Annotated in this window: 21 protein-coding genes; 5 read left to right on the forward strand and 16 right to left on the reverse strand. The window is 71.1% G+C overall.

The genetic code is table 11. The features are described from left to right. Nucleotides 1–18: 18 nt before the first annotated feature. Nucleotides 19–447, forward strand: a complete 429-nt coding sequence (locus ACQP2T_RS23240) for a hypothetical protein (protein ID WP_433518196.1) — start codon at nt 19–21, stop codon at nt 445–447. Between the two features lie 41 nt (nt 448–488). Here the strand turns inward: ACQP2T_RS23240 and ACQP2T_RS23245 are convergent, their stop codons facing one another. Further along, nucleotides 489–1,508, reverse strand: a complete 1,020-nt coding sequence (locus tag ACQP2T_RS23245) for a hemolysin family protein (protein WP_433518197.1) — start codon at nt 1,506–1,508, stop codon at nt 489–491. Continuing rightward, nucleotides 1,505–2,818, reverse strand: coding sequence for a hemolysin family protein (locus tag ACQP2T_RS23250; RefSeq protein WP_433518198.1), 1,314 nt, complete (start codon nt 2,816–2,818; stop codon nt 1,505–1,507). The genes ACQP2T_RS23245 and ACQP2T_RS23250 overlap by 4 nt, the downstream gene beginning before the upstream one ends. Nucleotides 2,819–2,916: 98 nt before the next feature. Here ACQP2T_RS23250 and ACQP2T_RS23255 point away from each other — a divergent pair, with 98 nt between their 5' ends. Next, a complete protein-coding gene (locus ACQP2T_RS23255; protein WP_433519814.1) occupies nt 2,917–6,114 on the forward strand; it encodes a BTAD domain-containing putative transcriptional regulator in 3,198 nt (1,065 codons plus the stop codon). A gap of 67 nt (nt 6,115–6,181) precedes the next feature. Here ACQP2T_RS23255 and ACQP2T_RS23260 read toward each other — a convergent pair whose 3' ends face one another. Then, complete coding sequence (locus ACQP2T_RS23260; protein ID WP_433518199.1) at nt 6,182–6,862, reverse strand: hypothetical protein; 681 nt, start codon at nt 6,860–6,862, stop codon at nt 6,182–6,184. Nucleotides 6,863–6,899: 37 nt separating this feature from the next. Here ACQP2T_RS23260 and ACQP2T_RS23265 point away from each other — a divergent pair, with 37 nt between their 5' ends. Then, complete coding sequence (locus ACQP2T_RS23265; protein ID WP_433518200.1) at nt 6,900–7,526, forward strand: TetR/AcrR family transcriptional regulator; 627 nt, start codon at nt 6,900–6,902, stop codon at nt 7,524–7,526. Nucleotides 7,527–7,673: 147 nt separating this feature from the next. Next, complete coding sequence (locus tag ACQP2T_RS23270; protein WP_433518201.1) at nt 7,674–8,240, forward strand: dihydrofolate reductase family protein; 567 nt, start codon at nt 7,674–7,676, stop codon at nt 8,238–8,240. A 39-nt stretch (nt 8,241–8,279) separates the two neighbouring features. Here ACQP2T_RS23270 and ACQP2T_RS23275 read toward each other — a convergent pair whose 3' ends face one another. The 11 genes from ACQP2T_RS23275 to ACQP2T_RS23325 all read right to left on the reverse strand — a co-directional run bounded on the left by ACQP2T_RS23275 (nt 8,280) and on the right by ACQP2T_RS23325 (nt 18,537). Next, a complete protein-coding gene (locus ACQP2T_RS23275; protein ID WP_433518202.1) occupies nt 8,280–8,882 on the reverse strand; it encodes a TetR/AcrR family transcriptional regulator in 603 nt (200 codons plus the stop codon). Nucleotides 8,883–8,935: 53 nt separating this feature from the next. Beyond that, the gene (locus tag ACQP2T_RS23280) at nt 8,936–9,742 is read right to left on the reverse strand and encodes an enoyl-CoA hydratase/isomerase family protein (protein ID WP_433518203.1); all 807 of its coding nucleotides are present in this window, start codon (nt 9,740–9,742) and stop codon (nt 8,936–8,938) included. A gap of 3 nt (nt 9,743–9,745) precedes the next feature. Then, the gene (locus tag ACQP2T_RS23285; protein ID WP_433518204.1) at nt 9,746–10,924 is read right to left on the reverse strand and encodes a thiolase family protein; all 1,179 of its coding nucleotides are present in this window, start codon (nt 10,922–10,924) and stop codon (nt 9,746–9,748) included. Continuing rightward, nucleotides 10,921–11,343, reverse strand: coding sequence for a Zn-ribbon domain-containing OB-fold protein (locus ACQP2T_RS23290; protein WP_433518205.1), 423 nt, complete (start codon nt 11,341–11,343; stop codon nt 10,921–10,923). The genes ACQP2T_RS23285 and ACQP2T_RS23290 overlap by 4 nt, the downstream gene beginning before the upstream one ends. Then, a complete protein-coding gene (locus tag ACQP2T_RS23295; RefSeq protein WP_433518206.1) occupies nt 11,340–12,527 on the reverse strand; it encodes a thiolase family protein in 1,188 nt (395 codons plus the stop codon). Before ACQP2T_RS23295 ends, ACQP2T_RS23290 begins: the two co-directional genes overlap by 4 nt. Next, a complete protein-coding gene (locus tag ACQP2T_RS23300; protein ID WP_433518207.1) occupies nt 12,520–13,044 on the reverse strand; it encodes a MaoC/PaaZ C-terminal domain-containing protein in 525 nt (174 codons plus the stop codon). Before ACQP2T_RS23300 ends, ACQP2T_RS23295 begins: the two co-directional genes overlap by 8 nt. Continuing rightward, the gene (locus tag ACQP2T_RS23305; protein ID WP_433518208.1) at nt 13,041–13,796 is read right to left on the reverse strand and encodes an enoyl-CoA hydratase/isomerase family protein; all 756 of its coding nucleotides are present in this window, start codon (nt 13,794–13,796) and stop codon (nt 13,041–13,043) included. Before ACQP2T_RS23305 ends, ACQP2T_RS23300 begins: the two co-directional genes overlap by 4 nt. A gap of 33 nt (nt 13,797–13,829) precedes the next feature. Continuing rightward, nucleotides 13,830–14,279, reverse strand: a complete 450-nt coding sequence (locus tag ACQP2T_RS23310) for a nuclear transport factor 2 family protein (protein WP_433518209.1) — start codon at nt 14,277–14,279, stop codon at nt 13,830–13,832. 84 nt (nt 14,280–14,363) lie between these two features. Beyond that, nucleotides 14,364–15,548 carry an NAD(P)/FAD-dependent oxidoreductase gene (locus tag ACQP2T_RS23315; RefSeq protein ID WP_433518210.1) on the reverse strand — a complete coding sequence of 395 codons (1,185 nt, stop codon included), beginning with the start codon at nt 15,546–15,548 and terminating at the stop codon, nt 14,364–14,366. Then, nucleotides 15,545–17,230 (reverse strand): AMP-binding protein, encoded by a 1,686-nt coding sequence (locus ACQP2T_RS23320; RefSeq protein ID WP_433518211.1) that lies wholly within the window; start codon nt 17,228–17,230, stop codon nt 15,545–15,547. The genes ACQP2T_RS23315 and ACQP2T_RS23320 overlap by 4 nt, the downstream gene beginning before the upstream one ends. A gap of 140 nt (nt 17,231–17,370) precedes the next feature. Beyond that, nucleotides 17,371–18,537 (reverse strand): CaiB/BaiF CoA transferase family protein, encoded by a 1,167-nt coding sequence (locus tag ACQP2T_RS23325; RefSeq protein ID WP_433518212.1) that lies wholly within the window; start codon nt 18,535–18,537, stop codon nt 17,371–17,373. Nucleotides 18,538–18,742: 205 nt separating this feature from the next. Between ACQP2T_RS23325 and ACQP2T_RS23330 the strand changes: the two genes are divergently transcribed. Then, nucleotides 18,743–19,879 carry an acyl-CoA dehydrogenase family protein gene (locus tag ACQP2T_RS23330; RefSeq protein WP_433518213.1) on the forward strand — a complete coding sequence of 379 codons (1,137 nt, stop codon included), beginning with the start codon at nt 18,743–18,745 and terminating at the stop codon, nt 19,877–19,879. Nucleotides 19,880–19,938: 59 nt separating this feature from the next. On the opposite strand, the gene ACQP2T_RS23335 is transcribed toward ACQP2T_RS23330, so the two are convergent. Then, nucleotides 19,939–20,133, reverse strand: a complete 195-nt coding sequence (locus ACQP2T_RS23335; RefSeq protein WP_433518214.1) for a ferredoxin — start codon at nt 20,131–20,133, stop codon at nt 19,939–19,941. Next, nucleotides 20,130–21,257: an aromatic ring-hydroxylating oxygenase subunit alpha gene (locus tag ACQP2T_RS23340; RefSeq protein WP_433518215.1), complete on the reverse strand. Its 1,128-nt coding sequence runs from the start codon at nt 21,255–21,257 to the stop codon at nt 20,130–20,132. Before ACQP2T_RS23340 ends, ACQP2T_RS23335 begins: the two co-directional genes overlap by 4 nt. Between the last annotated feature and the right edge of the window lie 56 nt (nt 21,258–21,313).

Here is a 21,313-nt window from a genome sequence, read left to right on the forward strand (position 1 = left end):
CAGGAAGGGTCAAATCTGATGCGTTTACCTGTTCACCTGGCGCTGGGCGCCCTGGTCGCCGCCGCTCTGCTGGCGGTCCAGCCCGTGGCCTCGGCCCAGGCGGCGGTGAGGTTCTACGCCGACTCCGGCGACTCATGCCTTCACGGGATCACCGCGGGGACGCTGGACTGGCCGAGCGTCAAGGTCGACGGGTACCTGTCCGATGACGCCGCCCTCTCACCCTGCGCGCGGGACGGCATGTACTCCAGCGCCGTCTTCAACGCCTACAACGGCACCACCCTCGTCGACTCGGAGACCTACAAGGCGGACGACGCCCAGGTCCCGCTCTCCTTCTCGCTGTCGGGGGCCGCCGCCATCGATCGCGTGGTCGTACAGGTGTGCCGGTTCAGCGGCTCGCCGATCGGGGTCAGCTACTGCGGCAAGGCCGCGGAGTACAAGATGCCCTGAGCCTCTGGACGAGCGCGTGGCTTCCGCTCCCGTCTAGACCGTCATGAAGGGCCTCTGGAAGGCTGGCGGACTATCCCGCTGAGCACGTCGTCCAAGGTGACCACGCCGAGCACCTGCCCCTTGTCGCCGGTCACGGCGGCGAGCTGGGCGCGGCGCTGACGCATGGTCGCCAGGACGTCCGCGAGCGTCGCCGTGCCGGCGATCAGCGGCAGGGCGCGGATCGGCAGCGGCTGACGGGTTCCGTGCCCGTTGAGCGCGTCCAGGACGTGCAGATAGCCCCGCAGCTCGGCGGGGCTGTCACCGTGCACGGGGAAGCGGGAGTGCCCGTGGCGGCCCGAGTATTCCTGCAGCCCGAGGCTGTCGATCGTCGCGGGGACGCTCACCACCTCGCCGATGGGCACCATGACCGTGCCGACCGGACGGGCGTGCAGCGCGAGCGTGGCGATCATCCGGTCCCGCTCGTCCTGCCGCAGCAGTTTGTGCCGGCGGGACTCCTCGATCAGCACCGGCAGCTCCGCCGAGGTGTAGACGGTGTGGATCTCGTCGGCCGGCGGGATCCGCAGCAACCGCAGCGCCGCGCCCGCCATGGCCTGGATCAACGTGAGCACCGGGCCGATCGCCCGGGCCAGCACGAACAACGGGGGCACCAGCCACAGCGCCGCCGTGTCCGGGCCGGACAGCGCCAGGTTCTTCGGCACCATCTCCCCGATGATCACGTGCGCGGACACCACCAGGAGCAGCGCCAGCGCGAAGGCGACCGGATGCACCATCTCCTCGGGCAGCCCCAGGGCCGCGAACAGCGGCTCCACGGCCCGAGACACCACCGGTTCGCCGAACGCGCCGAGCATCAGCGAGGCCAGCGTCACGCCCAGCTGCGCCGCGGCGAGCATCTTGGGCACCGTGTTCATGGCGGCGAGCACCGCCTGCGCCCGGCGCGAACCCGCCCGCGCCTGCGGCTCGACCTGGGTGTGGCGCGCCGAGATGAGGGCGAACTCGGCGCCCACGAAGAACCCGTTGACCGCCAGGAGCAGCACCAGGGCCAAGCCGTCGCCGATGGTCACGGATGCTCCCGCCTCGGCGCGGTGAGGGTGACCTGCTCGATCCGCCGGCTACGCATGGCCTCCACCCGGAGCGTCCACCCGCCCACCTCCACCTCGTCGCCCGGATCGGGGATGCGGCCGAGCCGGGCCAGCACCAGCCCCGCGAGCGTCTCGTAGGGCCCCTCGGGCATACGGAAGCCGGTACGTTCCTCGACCTCGTCCGCCGTCAGCACGGCCGGCACGCTCACCGAGGCGCCCGGCGCGAGCAGCGCGGCCTTGGGCTCGGCCGACTCCTCCTCCGGCAGGTCGTACTCGTCGGCGATGTCGCCGATCAGCTCCTCCACCAGGTCCTCCGCGGTGACGACGCCCGCGAAGCCGCCGTACTCGTCGATCACCACGGCCATCTCGACGCCCGTCGAGCTGAGCCGTTCCTGAACCACCTCCAGGCTCACCGACTCGGGCACCTGGACCGCCGGCCGGACGATCGCGGCCACCGGCGTCCGCTCCCGCTCCTCCTCCGGCACCGCGCACGCGCGCGGCACGCTCGCCACACCGAGGATGTCGTCCAGTTCCGTACCGCATACGGGGATGCGCAGATGCCGGGTGCGGCGGGCCAGCCTGAGGAACTCGGCGACGCTGGTGGATCCGGCTATGGTCACGCAGTCCGTACGAGGGGTCATCGCCTCCGCCGCGATCTTGCCGCCGAAGCGCAGGGCCCGCTGGAGCATGGCGGCGGTGCTCGGCTGGAGCGCCCCCGCCTCCGCCGACAGCCGTACGAGCAGGCTCAGCTCCTCGGGAGAGCGGGCCGAGGCGAGCTCCTCCTGCGGCTCGGCCCCCAGCCAGCGGACGATGCCGTTGGCCACCGCGTTGCACAGCTTGATCAGCGGCCCGAACGCGGCGGAGAACACCCGCTGCGGCGGCGTCGCCACCCTGGCCACGGCCATCGGCCTCGACAGGGCGGCGTTCTTGGGAACCAGCTCGCCCAGGACCATCTGCGCCACCGTGGAGATGCCGATCGCCAGGGCGACGGCGACGCCGGGAGCGGCGGGGACGCCGCCCAGCAGCGGCTCCAGCAGGCCGGCGATGGCGGGCTCGGACACGACGCCGAGCAGCAGCGACGTGACGGTGATGCCCAGCTGCGCCCCGGACAGGTGGAACGACAGCCGCCGCACCGCGGCCTCGATCCCCTGCGCGCCCCGGTCTCCGGACTCGGCCAGCTGGTGGACCCGTACGCGCTCGACCGTCACCAGGGAGAACTCCGCCGCGACGAAGATCCCGTTGGCCACGATCAAGGCCACCGCCCCGAGCAGGAAGACCACATTCAGGATCACGGGCGAAAGCTAGCACCGGCGGACCGGCGGAAGCCAACGCGGCGCGACCACCGGCACCGGCGTAAGCCGGCGAGTGGGAAGCTTGGGGCGTGCGTGTGATGCTGCTGGGTCCGTTCGAGACGCGGGCTGACGACGGCCGTCCGATCGAGATCCCGGGCACGAAGTTGCGCGTGTTGCTGGCCAGGCTGGCGCTGGAGGCGGGCCGGGTCGTGCCGGCCGAGGTTCTCGTCGCGGCCATCTGGGGCGATGAGCCGCCGGCGGGCAGCGCCAACGCCCTGCAGGCCCTGGTCTCCCGCACCCGCCGGTTGGTCGGCGCCGCGACGATCGAGTCGCAGCCGCCCGGCTACCGGCTGGCGATCGAGCCCGCCGAGGTCGACGTCACACGCTTCGAGAGTCTGGCGAGCGCCGGCCACCTCGCGGCGCTGCGAGCGGCCGAAAGACTGTGGCGCGGGCCCGCGTTCGCGGAGTTCGCCGACCTGCCGTTCGCCGCCCACGAGGCAGTACGCCTGGCCGAGCTGCGCCTGTCGGCCGCCGAACAACGCCTGGAGCTCGAACTCGCCGAAGGCACCGACGTCCTCGCCGAGCTGCGCCCGCTGGCCGCCGCCCACCCTCTGCGCGAGCGCCTGCAGGGCCTGCTGATGCGCGCGCTCTACGCGGCCGGACGGCAGGCAGACGCGCTGGACGCCTACGAGCGGACCCGGCGCACGCTGGCCGACGAGCTGGGTGTCGACCCGTCCGCGGAGCTGGCCGAGGTCCACCTGAGCCTCCTCCGGCACGACCCTCGGCATCAGCCCCCGCGCCGGACCCGGCGTACCAATCTGCGCGCTCAGGTGACCAGCTTCGTCGGCCGGGAGGAGGAGCTGGCGCAGCTGGCCAAGGCGCTGGAAGCCGCCCGCCTGGTCACCGTCGTCGGGCCGGGCGGCGCGGGTAAGACCCGGCTGGCCACCGAGGTCGCCCAGCGCTCCGCCGAGCTCGCCCCCGACGGCGTCTGGCTGGTCGAGCTGGCGGCGGTGACGGAGCCGCTCGACGTCGCCCACGCGGTGCTCACGGCGATCGGCGCCAGAGACTCCGGCTGGTTCGAGCCCGCGCCCGCCGACGGCACCCCGGCTCGCGATGCCCCGGCTCGTGATGTCATGGACCGGCTGACCGAGGCGCTGGACCGGCTGTCGGAGGAGCTGGACGGCCGGCGGGTGCTGCTCGTCCTGGACAACTGCGAGCACGTCGTGTCCGCCGTCGCGCACCTGGCCGACCGGCTGCTCGGCGCCTGTCCCGACCTGCGCGTCCTGGCGACGAGCCGGGAGTCGATGGCCATCGCGGGGGAGAGTCTCTACCCCATCCCGCCCCTGGAGTGGCCGGCGGCCGCGGTGCGCGATCCGCAGTCCTATCCGGCCGTGCGGCTCTTCGTCGAGCGCGCGGCCTTGGTCCGCCCCGGCTTCGTGCTGAACGAGGACAACACCCATACGGTCGTCGAGATCTGCGGACGGCTCGACGGGATGCCACTGGCCATCGAGCTGGCCGCCGCGCGGATGCGCGCGTTGAGCGTCGAGCAGATCGCCGCCAAGCTCGACGACCGGTTCCGCCTGCTCAGCAGCGGCAGCCGTACGGCGCTGCCCCGGCATCAGACCCTGCAGGCGGTCGTGGACTGGAGCTGGGACCTGCTGTCCGCCCGCGAACGCGAACTCGCGATGCTCCTGGCCGCCTTCCCCGGCGGCGCCACGCTGGACGCGCTCGAAGCGGTGAGTGGACATGCCGCCGACACGCCCCAAGGGGTCAGCGGACCGCATGCCGCTGACGGCCGGCTCGAAGGGGTCGGTGGGCCGGATGCCGCCGACGTGCTGGACGTCCTCACTGCCCTGGTGGACAAGTCCCTGGTCGAGCCGTCCGGTGAGCGCTACCGCATGCAGGAGACCGTCCGGTCGTACGGGATGGCGCGGCTGACCGAAACCGGGCAGGACCGGGCCGTCCGTGACCGGCACGCCCGCCACTTCCTCCGGCTCGCCGAGACCGCCGACCCCGAGCTGCGCAAGGCCGACCAGCTCCACTGGCTGGCGCGGCTGCGGGCCGAGGACGACAACCTCCTGGCCGCGATGAGGCTCGCGGCCGAAGCCGGGGACGCGGAGCTGGGCGTACGGCTCCTCGCGGCCGTCTGGTGGTTCTGGTACCTGGAGGGCAGGTCCCTCGAAGGCATGCGCTGGGCGCGCGGCGTCCTCGACCTGCCCGGCGAGGTGCCCGAGGCCCAGCGCCCGGTGCGGCTGGTGCTGGAGGCGTTCGCCCACCACGGGCTCGGCGCGGCCGAGGCGGCCCGGCAGGCGATGAACACCGGCCTGGAGCTGCGCGACCGGCTGGGCGACGGGGTGTCCGGGTGGGTTCTGCTGCTCTTCGCGCCCATCTGGCTGGGCGACCCCGCGGGCGCCGCGCGTTCGGCCGATCGGCTGCTGCCGCGCCTCACCGGCTGGGAGCGCGCGACGACGCTGATGACGCAGTCGATCGTGGCGGAGTACGAGGGCGAGGTCGCTCACGCCTTTACCCTCCTGGACGAGGGCCGCCGAGAACTGGAGGCCCTCGGCGAACGCTGGGCCTTGTCCTCGGCGTTACGCGTACTCGCCGAGCACCACGCCCGCCACGGCGACCTGAGCGCCTCGATCGACGCGCGGCTGGAGGCGCTCCGCCTGGCCGGCGAGCTCGGCATCCTGGAGGATCAGGCGGCCATCCTGGCCGGCCTCGCGATCACCCGAGCGCGGCTGGGCGAGCTCGACCAGGCACAGAGCGACATGCTCGCGGCCTGGGACTTCGCCGAGCAGCTGCGCAAGCAGGAAGGCGTCGAGTACATCCGGCTGGCGCGGGCCGAGGTCCTGCTCAGAAGCGGCGATCGGGCGGCTGCCCGGCGCGAGCTCGATGCCGTGGAGGCCATGGCTCTCCGCTCTCCGGTTCGGGCGTCGGCCGGCTGCTACCGGGCCATGGCCGCCCTGCTCGAGGGCGACGCCGACGGCGCCCGGCCGCTCCTCGACACCGCCATCGAGCTGGCCGCCGACGCGGTGGACATGCCGACCCTGGCCGGCGCGGCACACCTGCGCGCCGCGCTCGCCCTGGCCGACGCCGACCCCACACGCGCCGCCCACCTGCTCGGCCTGGCCACCGCGCTACGGGGGATGACGGACCTGAGCGGCTTCGACAACCTGCTGCGGCCTGCTGAACGCGCCCGCGCCTTGCTCGGCGAGGCGGCCTTCACCACGGCCTACGACCGCGGCGCCGCACTCACACGCGACGCCGCGATCCAGGCCGTACGCGGCCACTAGCGCGGTGTCCACGACCGCCTCGATCCCTGTGACGGTCTGTGGTGGTTGGGGTCCTTCGGGAGGGATGTCACAAGTGCGCTTGTCCCTGGGGAGCCAGGTGGATCAGGGTGATGCCGTACGTGATGAGCCAGACCACCCACATCAGCCAGCCGGCCAGACCGAGCAGGCCGAGCGGCCCGGCGTGGTCGATGACCAAGGGGGTGAGCGTGGCCGAGGCGAACAGCAGCGCGCCCGACAGCAATCCCCACGTGCCATGCCAGGACCGGATGAGACCGGCGCGCAGGCCGCCCACCGACAGCCCGAGGAGCGCGAGAGACAGGAAGGTGCCGTTGAGGGTGAACAGCGCGTCGTGCAACCCCCAGAGCGCCGAGCTCGCGGTGCTGTCCTTGGCGAGTGCCAGGCGGGTCGCGACGATCCCGGCGAAGGTGGCGTTCTGCAAGGCCAGGCCGGCGAAGCCGACCAGCGACCACGCCTCGCCCCGCTCCTGCTCGGAGCGCCGCAGCGCGGAGACCGCCCCCGCGCCGAACACCGTGGCCAGCACCCAGGCGGCGGGTACGATCGCGGACGCGATGCCCAGGACACCGCCCTTCGTGCTGAAGAACGCGTTGACCTCGCTGAGCGGGGCGCCCGTGAGCGGCAGGCCGGCGGGCACCGCGATCACGTTGCTGAGGACGATCAGGCCGGCGAAGCCGATGGCGGCGAGGCCGCTGATCCGGGAGAAGCCCATCGCGGTTGATTGACTTGGCATATATTCATTATAAGTAGCGGAAAGTATGGAGGATCAAGTGAGTGCAGAGCCGGGGCCGCGCCGCTACGACTCGTTGCGCCGGGCGACGCAGGCGCGGGAGACGCGGGCCGAGATCGCCGGGGCCGCCCGCCGGCTCTTCGTCTCCCGAGGGTGGGCGGCGACGACCGTCCGCGACGTAGCGCGCGAGGCGGGGGTCTCCGTGCCGACGGTCTACGCGGCGTACGGGAACAAGGCGGGGCTGACCCAGGCCCTCGCGGACGCCGCCGACCTGTCGGCCGACGTCGCCCAGGAGCTCGCGGAGCTGGAAGCCGCGGCGGCGGATCCCCGACGGCAGCTGGCGGCGATGGCTGCTTACGACCGGCGGCTGTTCGAGCGCGCGGGCGACGTCATCACGCTGGTGCGCGAGGCCGGTCGCACCGAGCCCGAGCTGGCGGCGGCCTACCGCGACGCCCGCCGGCGGGGCGACGAGACCCGGGTCCAGGTGTTCTCCTCCTGGCCGGCCGGTGTGCTGCGGGACGGGCTGGACGTACGGTCGGCCGTCGACATCTACGCGGCCCTGTGCACCATCGACGTCTACACCACGCTCACCACCGAACGCGGCTGGTCGCCCGATCGAGTTCAGCAGTGGTGGGGCGAAGCCCTGGCCCGCGAACTCCTGGCCTGAGCGCCGGCCCGCCAACTCCTGGCCTGAAGCCCTGGCTCGCGGAAGTCAGGAAAAACTTCCGGCCGGATGTAGAGCCGGATGTAGAGAACGGCCGCGCGGCTCCGACTCCACCACGAAAGCGAAGAACGCCGAGTGAAGGAGCGGGACATGCGCAAGGTCATCTACTGGGTGCACACGTCGATCGACGGCCACATCGACGGGCCGAAGGGCGAGTTCGACTGGCCCGAGATGGGCGAGGAGCTGTCGGCGTACTCCGACGCACTGACCGACAGATCCGACACCTTCCTGTACGGGCGCGGCGTGTGGGAGGGGATGGCGAGCTTCTGGCCGAACGCCGAGTCGATGTCGGACCACCCGCACGTCCTCAGCTTCGCGCCCATCTGGCGGGACACCCCGAAGATCGTCTTCTCGACCACGCTGAAGGAGACCGACTGGGCCACCAGGGTCATCGGCGAGAACCTCGCCGCGGAGGTCGCCGAGCTCAAGCGGCAGCCCGGCAAGGACCTGCTGCTGACCGGTGGCTCCCGCCTGGCCGCCGCCCTGACCGACCACGGCCTGATCGACGAGTACCACGTCGCGGTGCATCCCGTCGTGCTGGGCGGCGGCAAGCCGCTGTTCGTGCCCCGCGAGGACCGGATCAACCTGCGGCTCGCCGACTCGCGCACCTGCGACTCCCGCGTGGTGGTGATGCGTTACGACCGCGCCGAGGGCTAGCTTGCGGCGTGGCCTACGAGGGAGACTCGCGACGCGCTCTCAAGCCACCAGACCGGTGAGCACTCCGTCGACGAGAACCTCGGCGACCTGCTCGGCGCTGAGCTCGCCCGTGGGGGAGAACCATTCCGTGGCCGAGTTGAGCATGCCGATGATGGCGAGCACCGTCACCCGCGAGCTCTTGACCGCCCGGAACTCGCCCGCCTCGATGCCCTCGTCGATGATCTGTGAGAAGAGGGCGTCGTAGCGGCGGCGGAGCTTGACGACGCGGCGCTTGCCGGTGGGGGCGAGGTAGGTCCATTGATGGAAGGCGACGCGGGTCTGCTGCAGGGACTCGGCCAGAACACGCAGGTGCTCGTTGATCGCGCCGCGCAGGCGCTCCGGCGCGGTCTGGTCCGACTCCACCACCGGCTCGATGGCGTCCAGGTAGCGCTGGATGCCGTTCTCCACGATGCTCTGGAGCAGGTCCTCTTTCTTCCTGATGTGCACGTAGAGACTGCCCGGCAGGAGCCCGACCGCGTCACTGATGTCCCGCATGCCCACGACCGGGTAGGTCTTCTCGCTGAAGAGCTTGATCGCCGCTTCTTCGATGCGTTCCGGGGATACGCGTCCGCTCTTGGCGCGCCCTTCCTTCCGCGTTGCCAACCGTCCTCCCACGTTCGGTTAACAACTGATTGTACGGTGGGTCGCGCCGCTGATCAGCCGCCGTTGAACCGAGCCTCCCTTCGCCAGAGGAACGCGTCGACGCCCTCGGCCAGATCGGGTCCGTTGTGCAGCGCGGAGACCGCCCAATAGCTGTTGCTCATCGAGGTGGCGAGGTCGACCTGCCAGGTCGAGCGCAGGGCGTGCTTGGTGGCTTCCAGAGCCCGCCACGATTTGGCCGCGATGCGGGCCGCCAGTTCGACGGCGGCGGGGATCAGCTCCTCCGGCTCGACGACCCGGTTGACCAGGCCGATCTCCAGTGCTCGTCGCGCGTCGATGACCTCGCCGGTCAGGGCCAGTTCGGCGGCCACACCGGAGCCGACGAGCCGGGGAAGGAACCACGACCCGCCGTTCCCGGGAGGCAGACCCAGGTTGATGTACGTTTCGCCAAGTTTGGCCGCTGCCGAACAGATGCGTATGTCGCAGGCGAGCGCGAAGTCCAGGCCGCCCGCGGTGGCACCTCCGTTGATCGCGGCGATGGCCGGCAATCTGGACGAGACGAGTTTCTGGGTCACCGGGAACAGCACGCGCGCGTTGTAGGGCTCCTGGGTGACCGGGAAGACCTCGTCGAGGTAGGCGCGCATGGCCTTGAGGTCGGCCCCCGCGGAGAACTGACGCCCCGCTCCGGTGATCACGAGACAGCGGACGGAGAGGTCACGCTCCAGGTCGGTGAGGGCGGCGAGCAGGTCCGCCGCCATCTCCGGCACGACCCCGTTGCCGCGCTCGGGCCGGTTCAGGGTCAGCAGGACGACCCCGTCGGCCGCTCGCTCGTAGTACAGCGTCTCCAGCTCGGTGGCCGCCATGACTCATCCGGCCTTCACGAGGATGCTCGCGACGCACGCCGCGTACGCGCCCGCGAGCCAGCCGCCCGCGTTGACGGCCATGCCGGCCCGGGCGCCCTCGACCTGCCGGCGTCCCGCGCGTCCGGTGAGCTGGTCGTAGATCTCCACGAGCTGCGCGCAGCCGGTGGCGCCGATCGGATGGCCCCGGCTCATCAGCCCGCCGCTCACGTTGACCGGCAGCCGGCCACCGAGCGCGGTGGCGCCCGAACGCACCAGCAGGTGCCCCTCGCCGGGCGCGCACAGCCCGATCTCGGCGTACTGGAGGATCTCGGCGGGCGCGGCCGCGTCGTGCAGTTCGAGCACGTCGATGTCGTCGATCCCCAGGCCCGCGTCCTCGAACGCGGCGGCCGCGGCCACCGCGACCGGCTGGGACCCCTGGCCGCGCCCGGCGGCCAGGCGGGTCGCCCGAATCTCGCACCCGGTGCTGCCCGAGCGGCGGGCGTAGTCCTCCGAGCACAGCACCAGCGCCGCCGCGCCATCGGTGGTGGGCGAGCACATGGGCAGCGTCAGCGGGTCGACGACCGTCCGGCCGTGCAGGACCTCCTCGATCGTCTGCGGCGTCCGGTACTGGGCGAGCGGGTTGAGGACGGCGTGTGCGCGGTTCTTCACCGCGACGGCCGCGAAGTCCTCGATCCGGGCGCCGTGCTCGGCGAGGTAGCGCTTGGCCTCCTCGGCGTAGACGTTCACGAACACCGAGTTCGAGGCGGGCTTGTCCGGCTCGAGGCGGGGGAACGCCGAGACATCGGTGGCGCCGCGCAACGCCTCGAATGTTCGGGACTTGTCCGTGTGCGAGAGCTTCTCGACGCCGATGACGATCGCGAGGTCACACCGTCCCGCCAGCACCGCCTCGTACGCCAGGTTGACGGCCGAACTGCTCGACGCGCACGCGTTCTCCACGTTCACCAGCGGCACGCCGGCCAGACCGGTGGACTGCAACGCGACCTGGCCACGGATCATCTCCTGGCCGGACACCAGGCCGGCCGCGGCGTTGGCCAGGAACACCCGCCGCACCTCCGACGCCGTCACACCGGCGTCCTTGAGCGCCAGCTCAGTGACGGCCTCGACCATCATCCGCTCGCTGCGCCGTACGTCCCGCCCGAAAGGGATCATGCCGACGCCGGTGATCAATACCTTGTTACTCATGACACCACCGCGAACCACGGGACGGGCCGCCGCGCGATCTCGTCCTTCGACGCCGGCTGGAACCGCACCCGCGCGTCGCACTGGTACGCGCTCCAGGTGCCGTCCTGGCCGGGCCACAATCGGCCCAGCACCTGCACGCCCTCGGCGAGCTTGACCACCCCGAGCGCGTACGGCGTCTGCGACTCGAACCCGGTCGGCGCCCCGAAGCGGGTCACCGAGAAGCTGTGCAGCACCCCTGTGCCCGACGCCCGAACCCAGCCGAGATCGGCCTCGTAACAGAAGGGGCAACGGTGGCGCGGGTACATGTTGTCGCGGCCGCACGTGTCGCAATGCTGGATGAGCAGCTCACCGCGGCCCAGCGCGTCGTAGTAGGGACGGGTGAGCGGCTCCATGCCCGGCTCGCTTCCTGCCTCACTCATCGTGTCACCCCTTCCAGCAGGAGCACCTGACTGTCCATATAGGTCCCTCCGGAGCCGCCGCAGACCGCGCGTCTCGCGCCGGCGATCTGCCGGTCCGGTCCGGCCCTGCCCAGCAGCTGGCGAACCGCCTCCGCCAGCAAGGCCGTGCCGCCGCCGACACCGGTGTGGCCCGCGGAGAGCAGACCGCCGTTGGTGTTGACGGGCAGCCGGCCGCCGGGGGAGTAGCCGCCCGCGGCGAACGTCCGTGCCGCCTCGCCCGGCTTGGCCAGTCCGAGGCCCTCCAGCGCGATGGTGAGCACGGCGGGATAGGAGTCGTACACCTCGGCGAGGTCGGCGTCGTCCGGCCCCCAGCCCGCCTGCTCGTAGGCCTCGGCCGCGGCCTGCGGCCAGCCGAGCACGGCGAGGTCGCGCTCCTGGCCGATGCTGTAGTGGGACACGCGGCCGCCGGATCCTGCGATGCGCACCCATCGCTCGTACGAGCGCCGCGCCCGGGCCGCGCTGGTCAGCACGAAGCCGACCGCGCCGTCGGCGAGCATCGGGCACTCCAGCGCGTGCAACGGGTCGGAGACCATCTTGGAGGCGAGGACCTGCTCGACAGTCAGCGGCTTGTCCTTGTACATCGCGTTCGGGTTGAGCCGGGCCCACTCGCGCAGCGCGACGCACACCGCCGCCATCTGGGCGGGGGTGGAGCCGCTCGCGGCCAGGTAACGGTTGGTGATGAGCGCGCCGACCGCGTTGAACGAGAGTCCGGACGGCTTCTCCCATTCGCGGGGGATGCCGTTCGCGGTCAGCATGTCGATCATCTCCGTGACCGGCGCCGAGCCCCACTTCTCGGCCTGCAGGACCAGGACGTTGCGGGCGTACCCGCTCGCGATCAGCCCGGCGGCGGTGCGCATCGTGTTGTCGCTCGTTGACCCGCCCGAGTGGATCATGTAGCTCGCCTTGGCGCGGCCGTTCAGCCCGAGCTCCTCGACCACGCGGGAGAACACCAGATCGGCCTGGTCGGCGGCGGAATGCAGGCAGGGGATGAGCAGGATGGTGTCGATATCGGACATCGGCACGCCCGCGTCCCCCACCGCCGCCACGGCGACGTCGACCAGCGAACCCATGAAGGGCCGGTTCGGGTAGCGGCCTGAGGGCAGTTCGCCGACGCCGATGAACGCGGCCTCGTCACCGTCACTCACCAGGGTCTCCTTGCTCACTACGACGGGGTTCCGCGCCGTGGGGTTCGGCGCTGTGGGGTTCGGCGCGGTGGGCGAGCAGCACCATGCGAAAGCGCATGACCTCCTCGTCCTTCTGGTTCAGGACGGTGTAGTCGAGTCGCAGCTCGCCGTACTTGGGTCTGCCGGCGTCGGCCCCGGTGACCTCGACCCGCACGCGGATGGTGTCGCCGGGGAACACCGGCGCGAGCGCCCGCATGTTCTGGCATTCCAGGAAGGCCACGATCGCCTCGCCGAGGAAACCCGACAGGGCCACCTGGCCCACGGCCAGGCTGAACGTGAGCGGGCCATGGGCGATCCGGCCGCCGAAGCGGGTGCCGCGGCCGTAGTCCTCGTCGACGTGCAGGGGGTAGTGATCCCCGGTGAGGCCGGCGAAAGCGGATATATCCGAGATGTCGACCGTCCGGCCTGGGGAGACCACCATGTCGCCGAGGGAGAAGTCCTCGAAGTGGCGTCGGAGCCGATTGAAGGTGGCGGTCACAGGCTCAGCGCCGCCAATGCCTCGTGCGCCAGCCCGTACCCGAGCTGGTCGTGGATCAGCCGCTTGATCTCCCGGGTCAGCACCGCGCGGGTGAAGCGGCGGGCCAGGTCCGGCTTCGCGGCGATGCCGGCGGCGAGGTCACGGGCCCGCGTGAGCACCTGGCCGGCCGGGACGACCTCGCTCACCACGCCGTAGTCCAGGGCTTGCCCGGCGTCCAGCTCCTGGCCGGTCAGCAGGAAGTAGCGACCCCGGGCCGGGCCGAGCACGTGGGTCCAGACGAGGTGCGCGCCGTCGCCGGGCACGATGCCGGACGGGAAGTGCGGGCCGTCCTTGAACGTGACCGTGTCGGCCGCGACGATGATGTCGGACAGGATCGGGATCTCCGGGTGTATCAGCGCCGGCCCGTTGATCGCGGCCACCACCGGCACCTCGATGTTCATCAGGTTCGTGAGCAGCCGTTGGCCCTCGAACATGATGTGCGCCCAGTCGGCGGCGGTGGCGAGGTTGAAGCTGGAGAAGTCGATCTCCGCGCAGAAGGCGTCGCCCGCGCCGGTCAGCAGCACGACCTTGTTCTCCGGGTCGCAGGCGATGTCGGTGAAGGCGTACGCGAGCTCGTCGTGCGCCTGGCTGGTCCACACGAGACTGTCGCCGTTGGTGTGGACGGTCACTTGGAGGATGCCGTCCTCGCGCTCGAGGCGGACGTTCTCATATTTCTTGGAGTAGTCGTCGAACGACGGATTGATCCTGGCCACGGTGGCACCTTCCGCCAAAAACAAACAGTTGTTTCAGGGTACGGTAACAGCAAGGACGGCGTTCGCCAACACCTCGGGGACGAACGGCGTGAACCGCCGGACGCGCAGGCGCCACCCCTCCGGCGTCGGCACGAACTCGTCGTCGTAGCGGCCGAAAGTCGCCAGCCGCAGATCCGTGCCGCCCACGACGAGAGCGAGCGCGTACGCCTGCCCTGTCGCGCCGTTCTCGGTCGCCTCGACGAGGACGTTGCTGACGACGTGCCGCATTCCGGGCGCACGCTCGGCCGCCGCTCGAACGAGCGCGGCGAGGCCGTCCCTTCCGACGACGGGGGCGGCGCCTTCGCGGACGAAGACGCCGTCCTCGATGAACAGCGCGGCGACCTCGTCGGCCCGGCCCTCGTCGAAGGCGTGGGAGTAACGCGCGTAGAGGTCGGTGATCTCCTGGCGTTGCCCGGTGGTGAGCCGGGGAGTCGCCGGGGTCATGTCCGCACCCCATCGGCGGTGAGCCGGGGGGTCGCCGGGGTCATGTCCGCACCCCATCGGTGGTGAGCCTGGGCGTCTTCGATGTCATGCGCGTACCTCACGAGGGGCCGGACGGGTGGCGCGGAGGGCGAGGCGTCCGCGGAGGAAGTCGCGTGGCGCGTTGGCGGCGAAGACCCCGGTCAGCTGGTCGCCGTCGGTGTAGTGAACGACGAACCGCCCGCTGTCGAAGTCGCCGGACACGACCGTCGCCGTCGCCGTCGGGGGAGCGGCGCCGACGAACTGGAGCCGCAGGTCCGCCTGGTCGGACCAGAAGAACCCGTCATCGCCGGGATCGGAGGGCGGCACGCCGAGGAGTGCTTCGGCGACCCTGGCCGCGCTGTCGGACGCGGCGGTCCAGTGACCTATCGGCCGGCACTGTCCCGCCGTGTGCCGGCAGACGATGTCGCCTGCCCCGAAGACGTCCGCCACCGAGGTGCGCCCGGCCTCGTCGCACACCAGGCCGTGGTGGGTCTCGAGCCCGGCGGCGGCCAGCCAGGCGGTGTCGCGGACGACCCCGACGCCGACGACCACGACGTCCGCCTCGACGACGGTGCCGTCGCCGAGCCACAGGAGCTGCGCGTCGGGCCGCTCCTCGCTCTTGCCGACGGTGGTTCCGCAGCGGAACTCCAGGCCGCGCCCGGAGTGCCAGCGTCGTAGCCACGCCGCCGGCTCGGCGCCGATGATCGGCGCCATCGGCTGCGCCGCGGCTTCGACGACGGTGACGCGGCAACCCCGCAGCCGCGCCGCGCAGGCCACTTCCAGGCCGATGAACCCGGCGCCGATCACGGCCACCCGCGCGTCGCCGGTGAGCGCGCCGGCCAGCCGCCGGGAGTCGGCGGCGGTCCGCAGGTAGTGCACCCTGCCGGACTCCGGCAGGTCCGGGAGCCGGCGCGGCCGGGCGCCGGTGGCGACGACCAGCTGCTCGTAGCCGATCTCGCCGCCATCGGCGAACGTCAGCGTCCGAGCGCGCAGGTCCGCGCCGGCCACCGCGCGGCCGAGGAGGAGCTCGATGTCCCGCCGGGCGTACTCGTCCTGGCCGGCGAGGCGAATGCCGGCGGCGCCGCGCGTGCCGAGCAGGTATTCCTTCGACAGCGGTGGCCGGTCATAGGGTTCGTCGGACTCCTCGGACACGAGGCTGAGCGCGCCTTGGTGGCCGAGGTCACGCAGGGCCTGCGCGGTCCGGACGCCGGCGAGACCGCCGCCGACGATGACGACGTGGGGGCCGCTCACAGCCGTGCCGCCGTGGTGGCGGCCGGAGCGGCGCCGAGTTCGAGCATCGCGCGTTCCGCGAGCTGGAACTTCTGCACCCGTCCGGTGACCGTGGTCGGCACCTGGTCCGCGTCGGTGAACAGGACCGAGGCCGGCACCTTGAAGCGAGCCAGCCGCTGCTTGCAGTAGGCGATGAGCTCCTCCGGATCGGGTGGTTCCGCGGTCGCCGCCACGATCCACGCACACCCCACTTCGCCCATGCGTTCGTGGGGGATGCCCACTACGTGCGCGGCGAGCACGGCGGGGTGCTCGGCCAGCACCGCCTCGACCTCGCCGGGGATGACGAGCTCGCCGCCACACCGGTAGGACTCCTTGCGACGCCCGGTGAGCACCAGGTAGCCCTGCTCGTCGAACCGGCCGAGGTCACCGGTCCGCAACCAGCCGTCGGCGGTGAACGACGCCGCGGTCTCCTCTGGCATGTCGTAGTAGCCCTTGGTCACCACCGGTCCGCGCGCCACCAGCTCACCGATCTCACCGCGGGGCAGTTCGGCGCCGGTGTCCGGGTCGATGACGCGGTACACGCCGAGCGCGCCGCCGAGGTCCGGCTCGCCGGCCACGCCCGCCGGCTTCACGCACCCGTTGGTCGTCCGCAGCCGGTCGATCGGGTCGCCGGGCCGCGTGCACAAGGTGGAGGCGGTCGTCTCGGTCTGCCCGTAGGCCGTGAACAGCTCGGCGACGTCCAGCACGTCCACCATCTCCTGCCACATCGCCGGGTGGTGGGCCGCGCCCGAGGAGAACATCGTGGTGAGCGAGGTCAGATCGTAGTCGCCGGACCGCGCCTTCTCCAGCACGACCGCGGTCATCGCGGGTACGCAGATCAGCTCGTCGATCTGCTGGGCCGACACGTCCCGGAGCATCCGGTCGGCGTCGAACACCGCATGGGGGCAGAGCGCGCCGCCGACGAACAACGCGGCGACGGTCGCCTCGACGTAGCCGAAGACGTGGTAGATCGGCAGGGCGAACAGGATGCGCCGGCCGTCCTGGAAAGCGCGGGTGTACGCGCTGGCGTAGGCGGTCCGCAGGACGGAATCGTGCTGCAGCAGCACACCCTTGGCCTTCCCGGTCGTGCCGGAGGTGTACAGCAGGTCCGAGGCGGCGAACGGGTCGGCGGCCGCGGTCCGCCGCGACACCGTCTCCTCCGGGATGGACGCGCCCAGGGCGATGAGGTCCGCCAGCGTCCTGCCGCGGGCCGGCGGCCCGTTCGTGCCCATGACGAAGACCGCGCGCAGCCGGGGCAGGACCGCGCTCGCGCCACCGCGTTCCCAGCCGGGCGCGATGCGATCGAGCGCGCCGAGATAGTCGAGGTCCCGGAACCGGTCCATCGTGATCAGCACCGTGGCGTCCGACTGACCCAGGACGTAGCGCAGCTCCTCATGGCGCAACAGGAAGTTGATGGACACCGACACCGCCCCGACCCTGGCCACCGCGTACTTCAGGGCGACGGCCTCCGGGAAGTTGGCCATGTCGACGGCCACGTGATCACCGGGTTCCACCCCTGCCGCGATCAGCCCGGCCGCCAGCCGGATCGTCCAGTCCCGCAGGCCGGCGTAGGTGTAGACGCGATCACCGAGGATCGCGGGCCGGTCGGGGAACGCGGCCGCGGTCACGTCGAGCTGCTGGGCGGTCGTGCGCGGAACCCACACCGGGTGCCGGGCCTCAAGCGCCGCGCGTCGTGCGGCGGGGGAAACACCGCCGGGGGGAACGCTTCCGGGGGGAACGCTGCTGGGGGAAACGCTTCCGGGGGAAACACTTCCGGGGAAAACACTTCCGGGGAAAACACTGCTCATCCCTGTCGCGCCGTCCTTTCCATAACCGTCGGTGCAACGAGTCGGCCGATCTCGGCCTCGGAGAGCCCGGCTTCGGCGAGGACTTCCTCGGTATGCGCGCCCAGCGCCGGGGGCTGGCTCATCGCGCATCGGGCGTGCTCGTCGATGGGCAACCGGATCTGCTTGAGTCCGGCTATCCGTCCGTCGAGGGCGTCCTGGACGATGCCGCGCTCGACGGTCACGGGGTGGGCCAGCGCGGCGGCGAGGTCGTTGACCGGCCCCACCGGCACCCCTGCGGCCGCGATCCGCTCCAGCCAATGCTCCGAACTCGCCGTACGGAGCCGGCCTTCGACGATCTCGCTCAGTGCGGACCGGTTCACGACCCGATCCGCCACCGAGCCGAACCGGTCGTCGGCCACGAGGTGGTCGAGGTCGAGCGCGGCGCACAGCCGCCCGAACAGGCGGTCGGTCGCGGCCGCCACCATGATGGACCCGTCGGCCGTGCGAAACGCCTCGTACGGGGCGGTGCTCGGCGCGGCGGAGCCCAGCCTGCCGGGGAACACGCCGCTGCCCAGGTAGCCCATGATCTGGTGGGACAGGAGGAAGAACCCGCTGTCCACCAAGCTCGCGCGCAGGTGCTCGGCCCGACCGCCGGCGCGCCGGGCGAGCGCGGCCTGGATCGAGATGGTGGCCCAGAGCCCGGTGGAGACGTCCACGATCGACGGCGCCGCTCTGGCCGGGTCCCCGTCCTGCTCGCCCGTCATCGCCATGATGCCGGTGAACGCCTGGACGAGGGCGTCGTAGCCGGGCCGGTCGTGGCCGAGCGGCCGCTCGCCGAAGGCGCTCACCGAACAGTGCACCACGCTCGGGCTCACCCGGCGGAAGTCCTCGAAGCCGAGCCCCAGCCGGTCCGCCACGCCCGGGCGGAAGGATTCCACGACGACGTCGACGCCGCGGGCCACGCGCAACAGCGCATCCCGGCCCCGCGGTGTCCGGATGTCCAGCTCGACGCTGCGCTTGTTGCGGTTCATGGTGAGGAAGACCGTGCTTTCGCCGGCCCATCGTGGCGGCAGGTCCCTGGTGGCCTCGCCGGTGCCCGGCCGTTCGATCTTGACCACGTCGGCGCCGAGATCGCCGAGAACCATGCACGCCAGCGGGCCGGCGATGTTCTCGCTGAGGTCCAAGACTCGAAGGTTGCGGTAAGTGCGCTCCAGGCTCACAGTGCGGCTCCGGGACAGTGTGGTGACCGTCAGTGCTCGCGCCTCACCATAGACGATGCCGGCTTCAAAACAAACAATTGTTTTCAAGCGAGTCCGGAGCTAGCGTGGAAGACCATGCCCCGCGCGGCGCGGGCGTGACCATGCGAGACGACAGGCGAAGGGGCCGAGAATGGATTTCCGGTTCACCGATGAGCAGCAACTGTGGAGCGACACGCTGCACACCTTCATGGAGCGCGAGGTCGGCCGGGAGTACATCCGCAAACACGACGAATCCCGCGAGTTCCCGGACGAGGCTTACCAGAAGATCGCCGACCGCGGCTGGCTCGGCCTGCTGATCCCCGAGCAGTACGGCGGCCTGGACGCCGACCCGGTGATGTACGCGATCTTCTGCGAGGCGATCGCGAAGTACAGTCTCGACTTCGCCGCGGCGGTGATGACCTCGATGTTCACCGCGACGAACATCGCGAGCCACGGCACCGAGGAACAGCGCGAGACCTACCTGCCGGGGTTCCTGCAGGGCCGGACCAAGTTCAGCATCTCCATCACCGAGCCGGGCTCCGGGTCGGACGCCGCGAGCCTGCAGACGAAGGCGGTCCTGGACGGCGACGAGTGGCTGCTCAACGGCAACAAGGTGTTCTGCTCCGGGGCGCACCTCCCGAACACGGTCATCACCGTGCTGGCCAGGACCGGCCCGGACAAGCACCAGGGCTTGAGTCTCATCCTGGTGCCGAACACGGCGCCGGGCGTGGACATCAGGAAGCTGAACACGATCGTCCGCCGCAGCCTCGGCACCACCGAGATCTTCCTGACCGACGTCCGCGTGCCGAGCGGGAACATCATCGGCGAGCCCGGCACCGGGTGGGCCTACATCGGTGAGCACCTCGAGTACGAGAGGCTGAGCCTGGCGGCGTCCTACGTCGGCAACGCGCGCACCGCGCTGGACGACACGATCCACTACACCAAGGGCCGGACCCAGTTCGGCCGGTCGCTGTCGTCCTTCCAGGTGCTCAAGCACCGGATGGCGGAGAACGAGTGCGAGGTCGAGGCGGCGCGGCTGCTGGTCTACAACGCGGCGACCAAGATGGCCCGGGGCGAGCGCGCGCTCAAAGAGGTGTCGATGGCGAAGGTGTTCGCCGCCGACACCGCGTTCAAGACCTCCTTCAACGGCATGCAGGCCCTGGGCGGATACGCGCAGTTGCCCGAATACGACATGGAGCGCTACTTCCGCGAGGCCAAGCACGCCATGGTCGGCGGCGGCGCCAGCGAGATCCAGCGCAGCATCATCGCCAAGGAGATGGGCCTGTAGCGGGGCGGGACCCCTGGAGGTGGCCCCGGCGCGGTGCGGCGGGGCCTTCCTGGCCTCGGCTATGCGACGAATGTGATGGAGTCGGTCGGGCAGTCGTAAGCCGCCCGCCGCAACCCGTCCAGCTCGCCCGGTTCGACGGTGTCGCGCCTGAGCACGACGAGCCCCTCCCCGTCGACGTCGAAGACCGACGCCAGCGCGAGCACGCAGTTGCCGTACCCCTGACAGGCCGAGCGGTCGATCTTGATCGAGGTCATCGTGGCGCTCCTTCTCCGAGCCGCTTGGCGATCTCCTCGTGGAAGGCGGTCAGCCTGCTCTCTGCCGTGTTGAACATGTTCCGCGTGAAGCCCAGCGAGCCGATCACGCCGGCGAAGTCATTGATGACCTTGGAGTCCTCCTCGAGCACCTCGAGGAACTGGTCCCAGTCCCGCTGGTTGTGGCGCTCCCACTTCTCCGCCGCCATGCCGTTCGGCGGCGGGCCGACCACCTCGTACGCGCTGAGCAACGTCTCGCCGACCGAGATCGGCCACGCGCTCCACATCTGCAGGTGCGTCGGGAAGCAACTGAAGATCGTGTTGGGGAAGGCCAGGTAGTGGCACAGATGCGACGTGCGATGGTCGCCGTTGTGGACCGCCTTGTCGGTGAACCCGCGGATCGGCAGGGTCATCCACGTGTGCGGCGGCGTGATCTTGAGCACGGCGTCCCGCCACATCACGAGCCCGGCGAGGGTGTCCTTGTGGGTGAAGGGGACGTGCCAGGTCTCGTTGAAGGCGTCGACGACGATCTTCCAGTTGGCTTTGAGCGCCACCGACTTGCGGAATCTGGTGGTGAACCCCTCCAGCCCGTACCCGGCGAGCTCGTCGCCGATCCTCCCGAGGTACTCGCGCAGCGGCGGCACGTCATCGGAGAAGCAGAGCCAGATCCACCCGCCCCACTCCTCGCCGCGGACCGCGGGCGCCCGCAGGCCGGCCAGCTCGGCCGCGTCGAAACTGTCACGCAGCGGCACGCTGCCGAGCGTGCCGTCCAGCCCGTACACGAAGCCGTGCCACGGACAGGTGAAGCGTGCGTTGCCGCAGTTGCCCGAGCCGTCCACCAGCCGGGCGCCGCGGTGCTGGCACACGTTGTGCCAGGCGCTGACCGTGCCGTCAGGGAGCCTCGTGATCACGACCGACTGCCCGATCTGGTCCCAGACGACGTAGTCGCGCGGGTGGGCCACGTCCGACGACGGGTGCACGGGGAACCAGGCGTGGTGGAAGATCTCGGTGATCTCGCGCTGGTACCGGTCGGGGTCGGTGTAGACGGACTTGTCCAGCAGGCTCGGCGGCAACGGATACTGCTGTTCAGCCGGAGTCAGTTCGGTGTCCGGTCTCGCCTGAGTCACAGGTGCCCACTCCTCACGTCCGGGCGCGGTTATCGCAATCCATAACAAACAATCAT

The sequence above is a fragment of the Nonomuraea sp. CA-143628 genome (assembly GCF_050942315.1).
Classification (GTDB): Bacteria; Actinomycetota; Actinomycetes; order Streptosporangiales; family Streptosporangiaceae; genus Nonomuraea.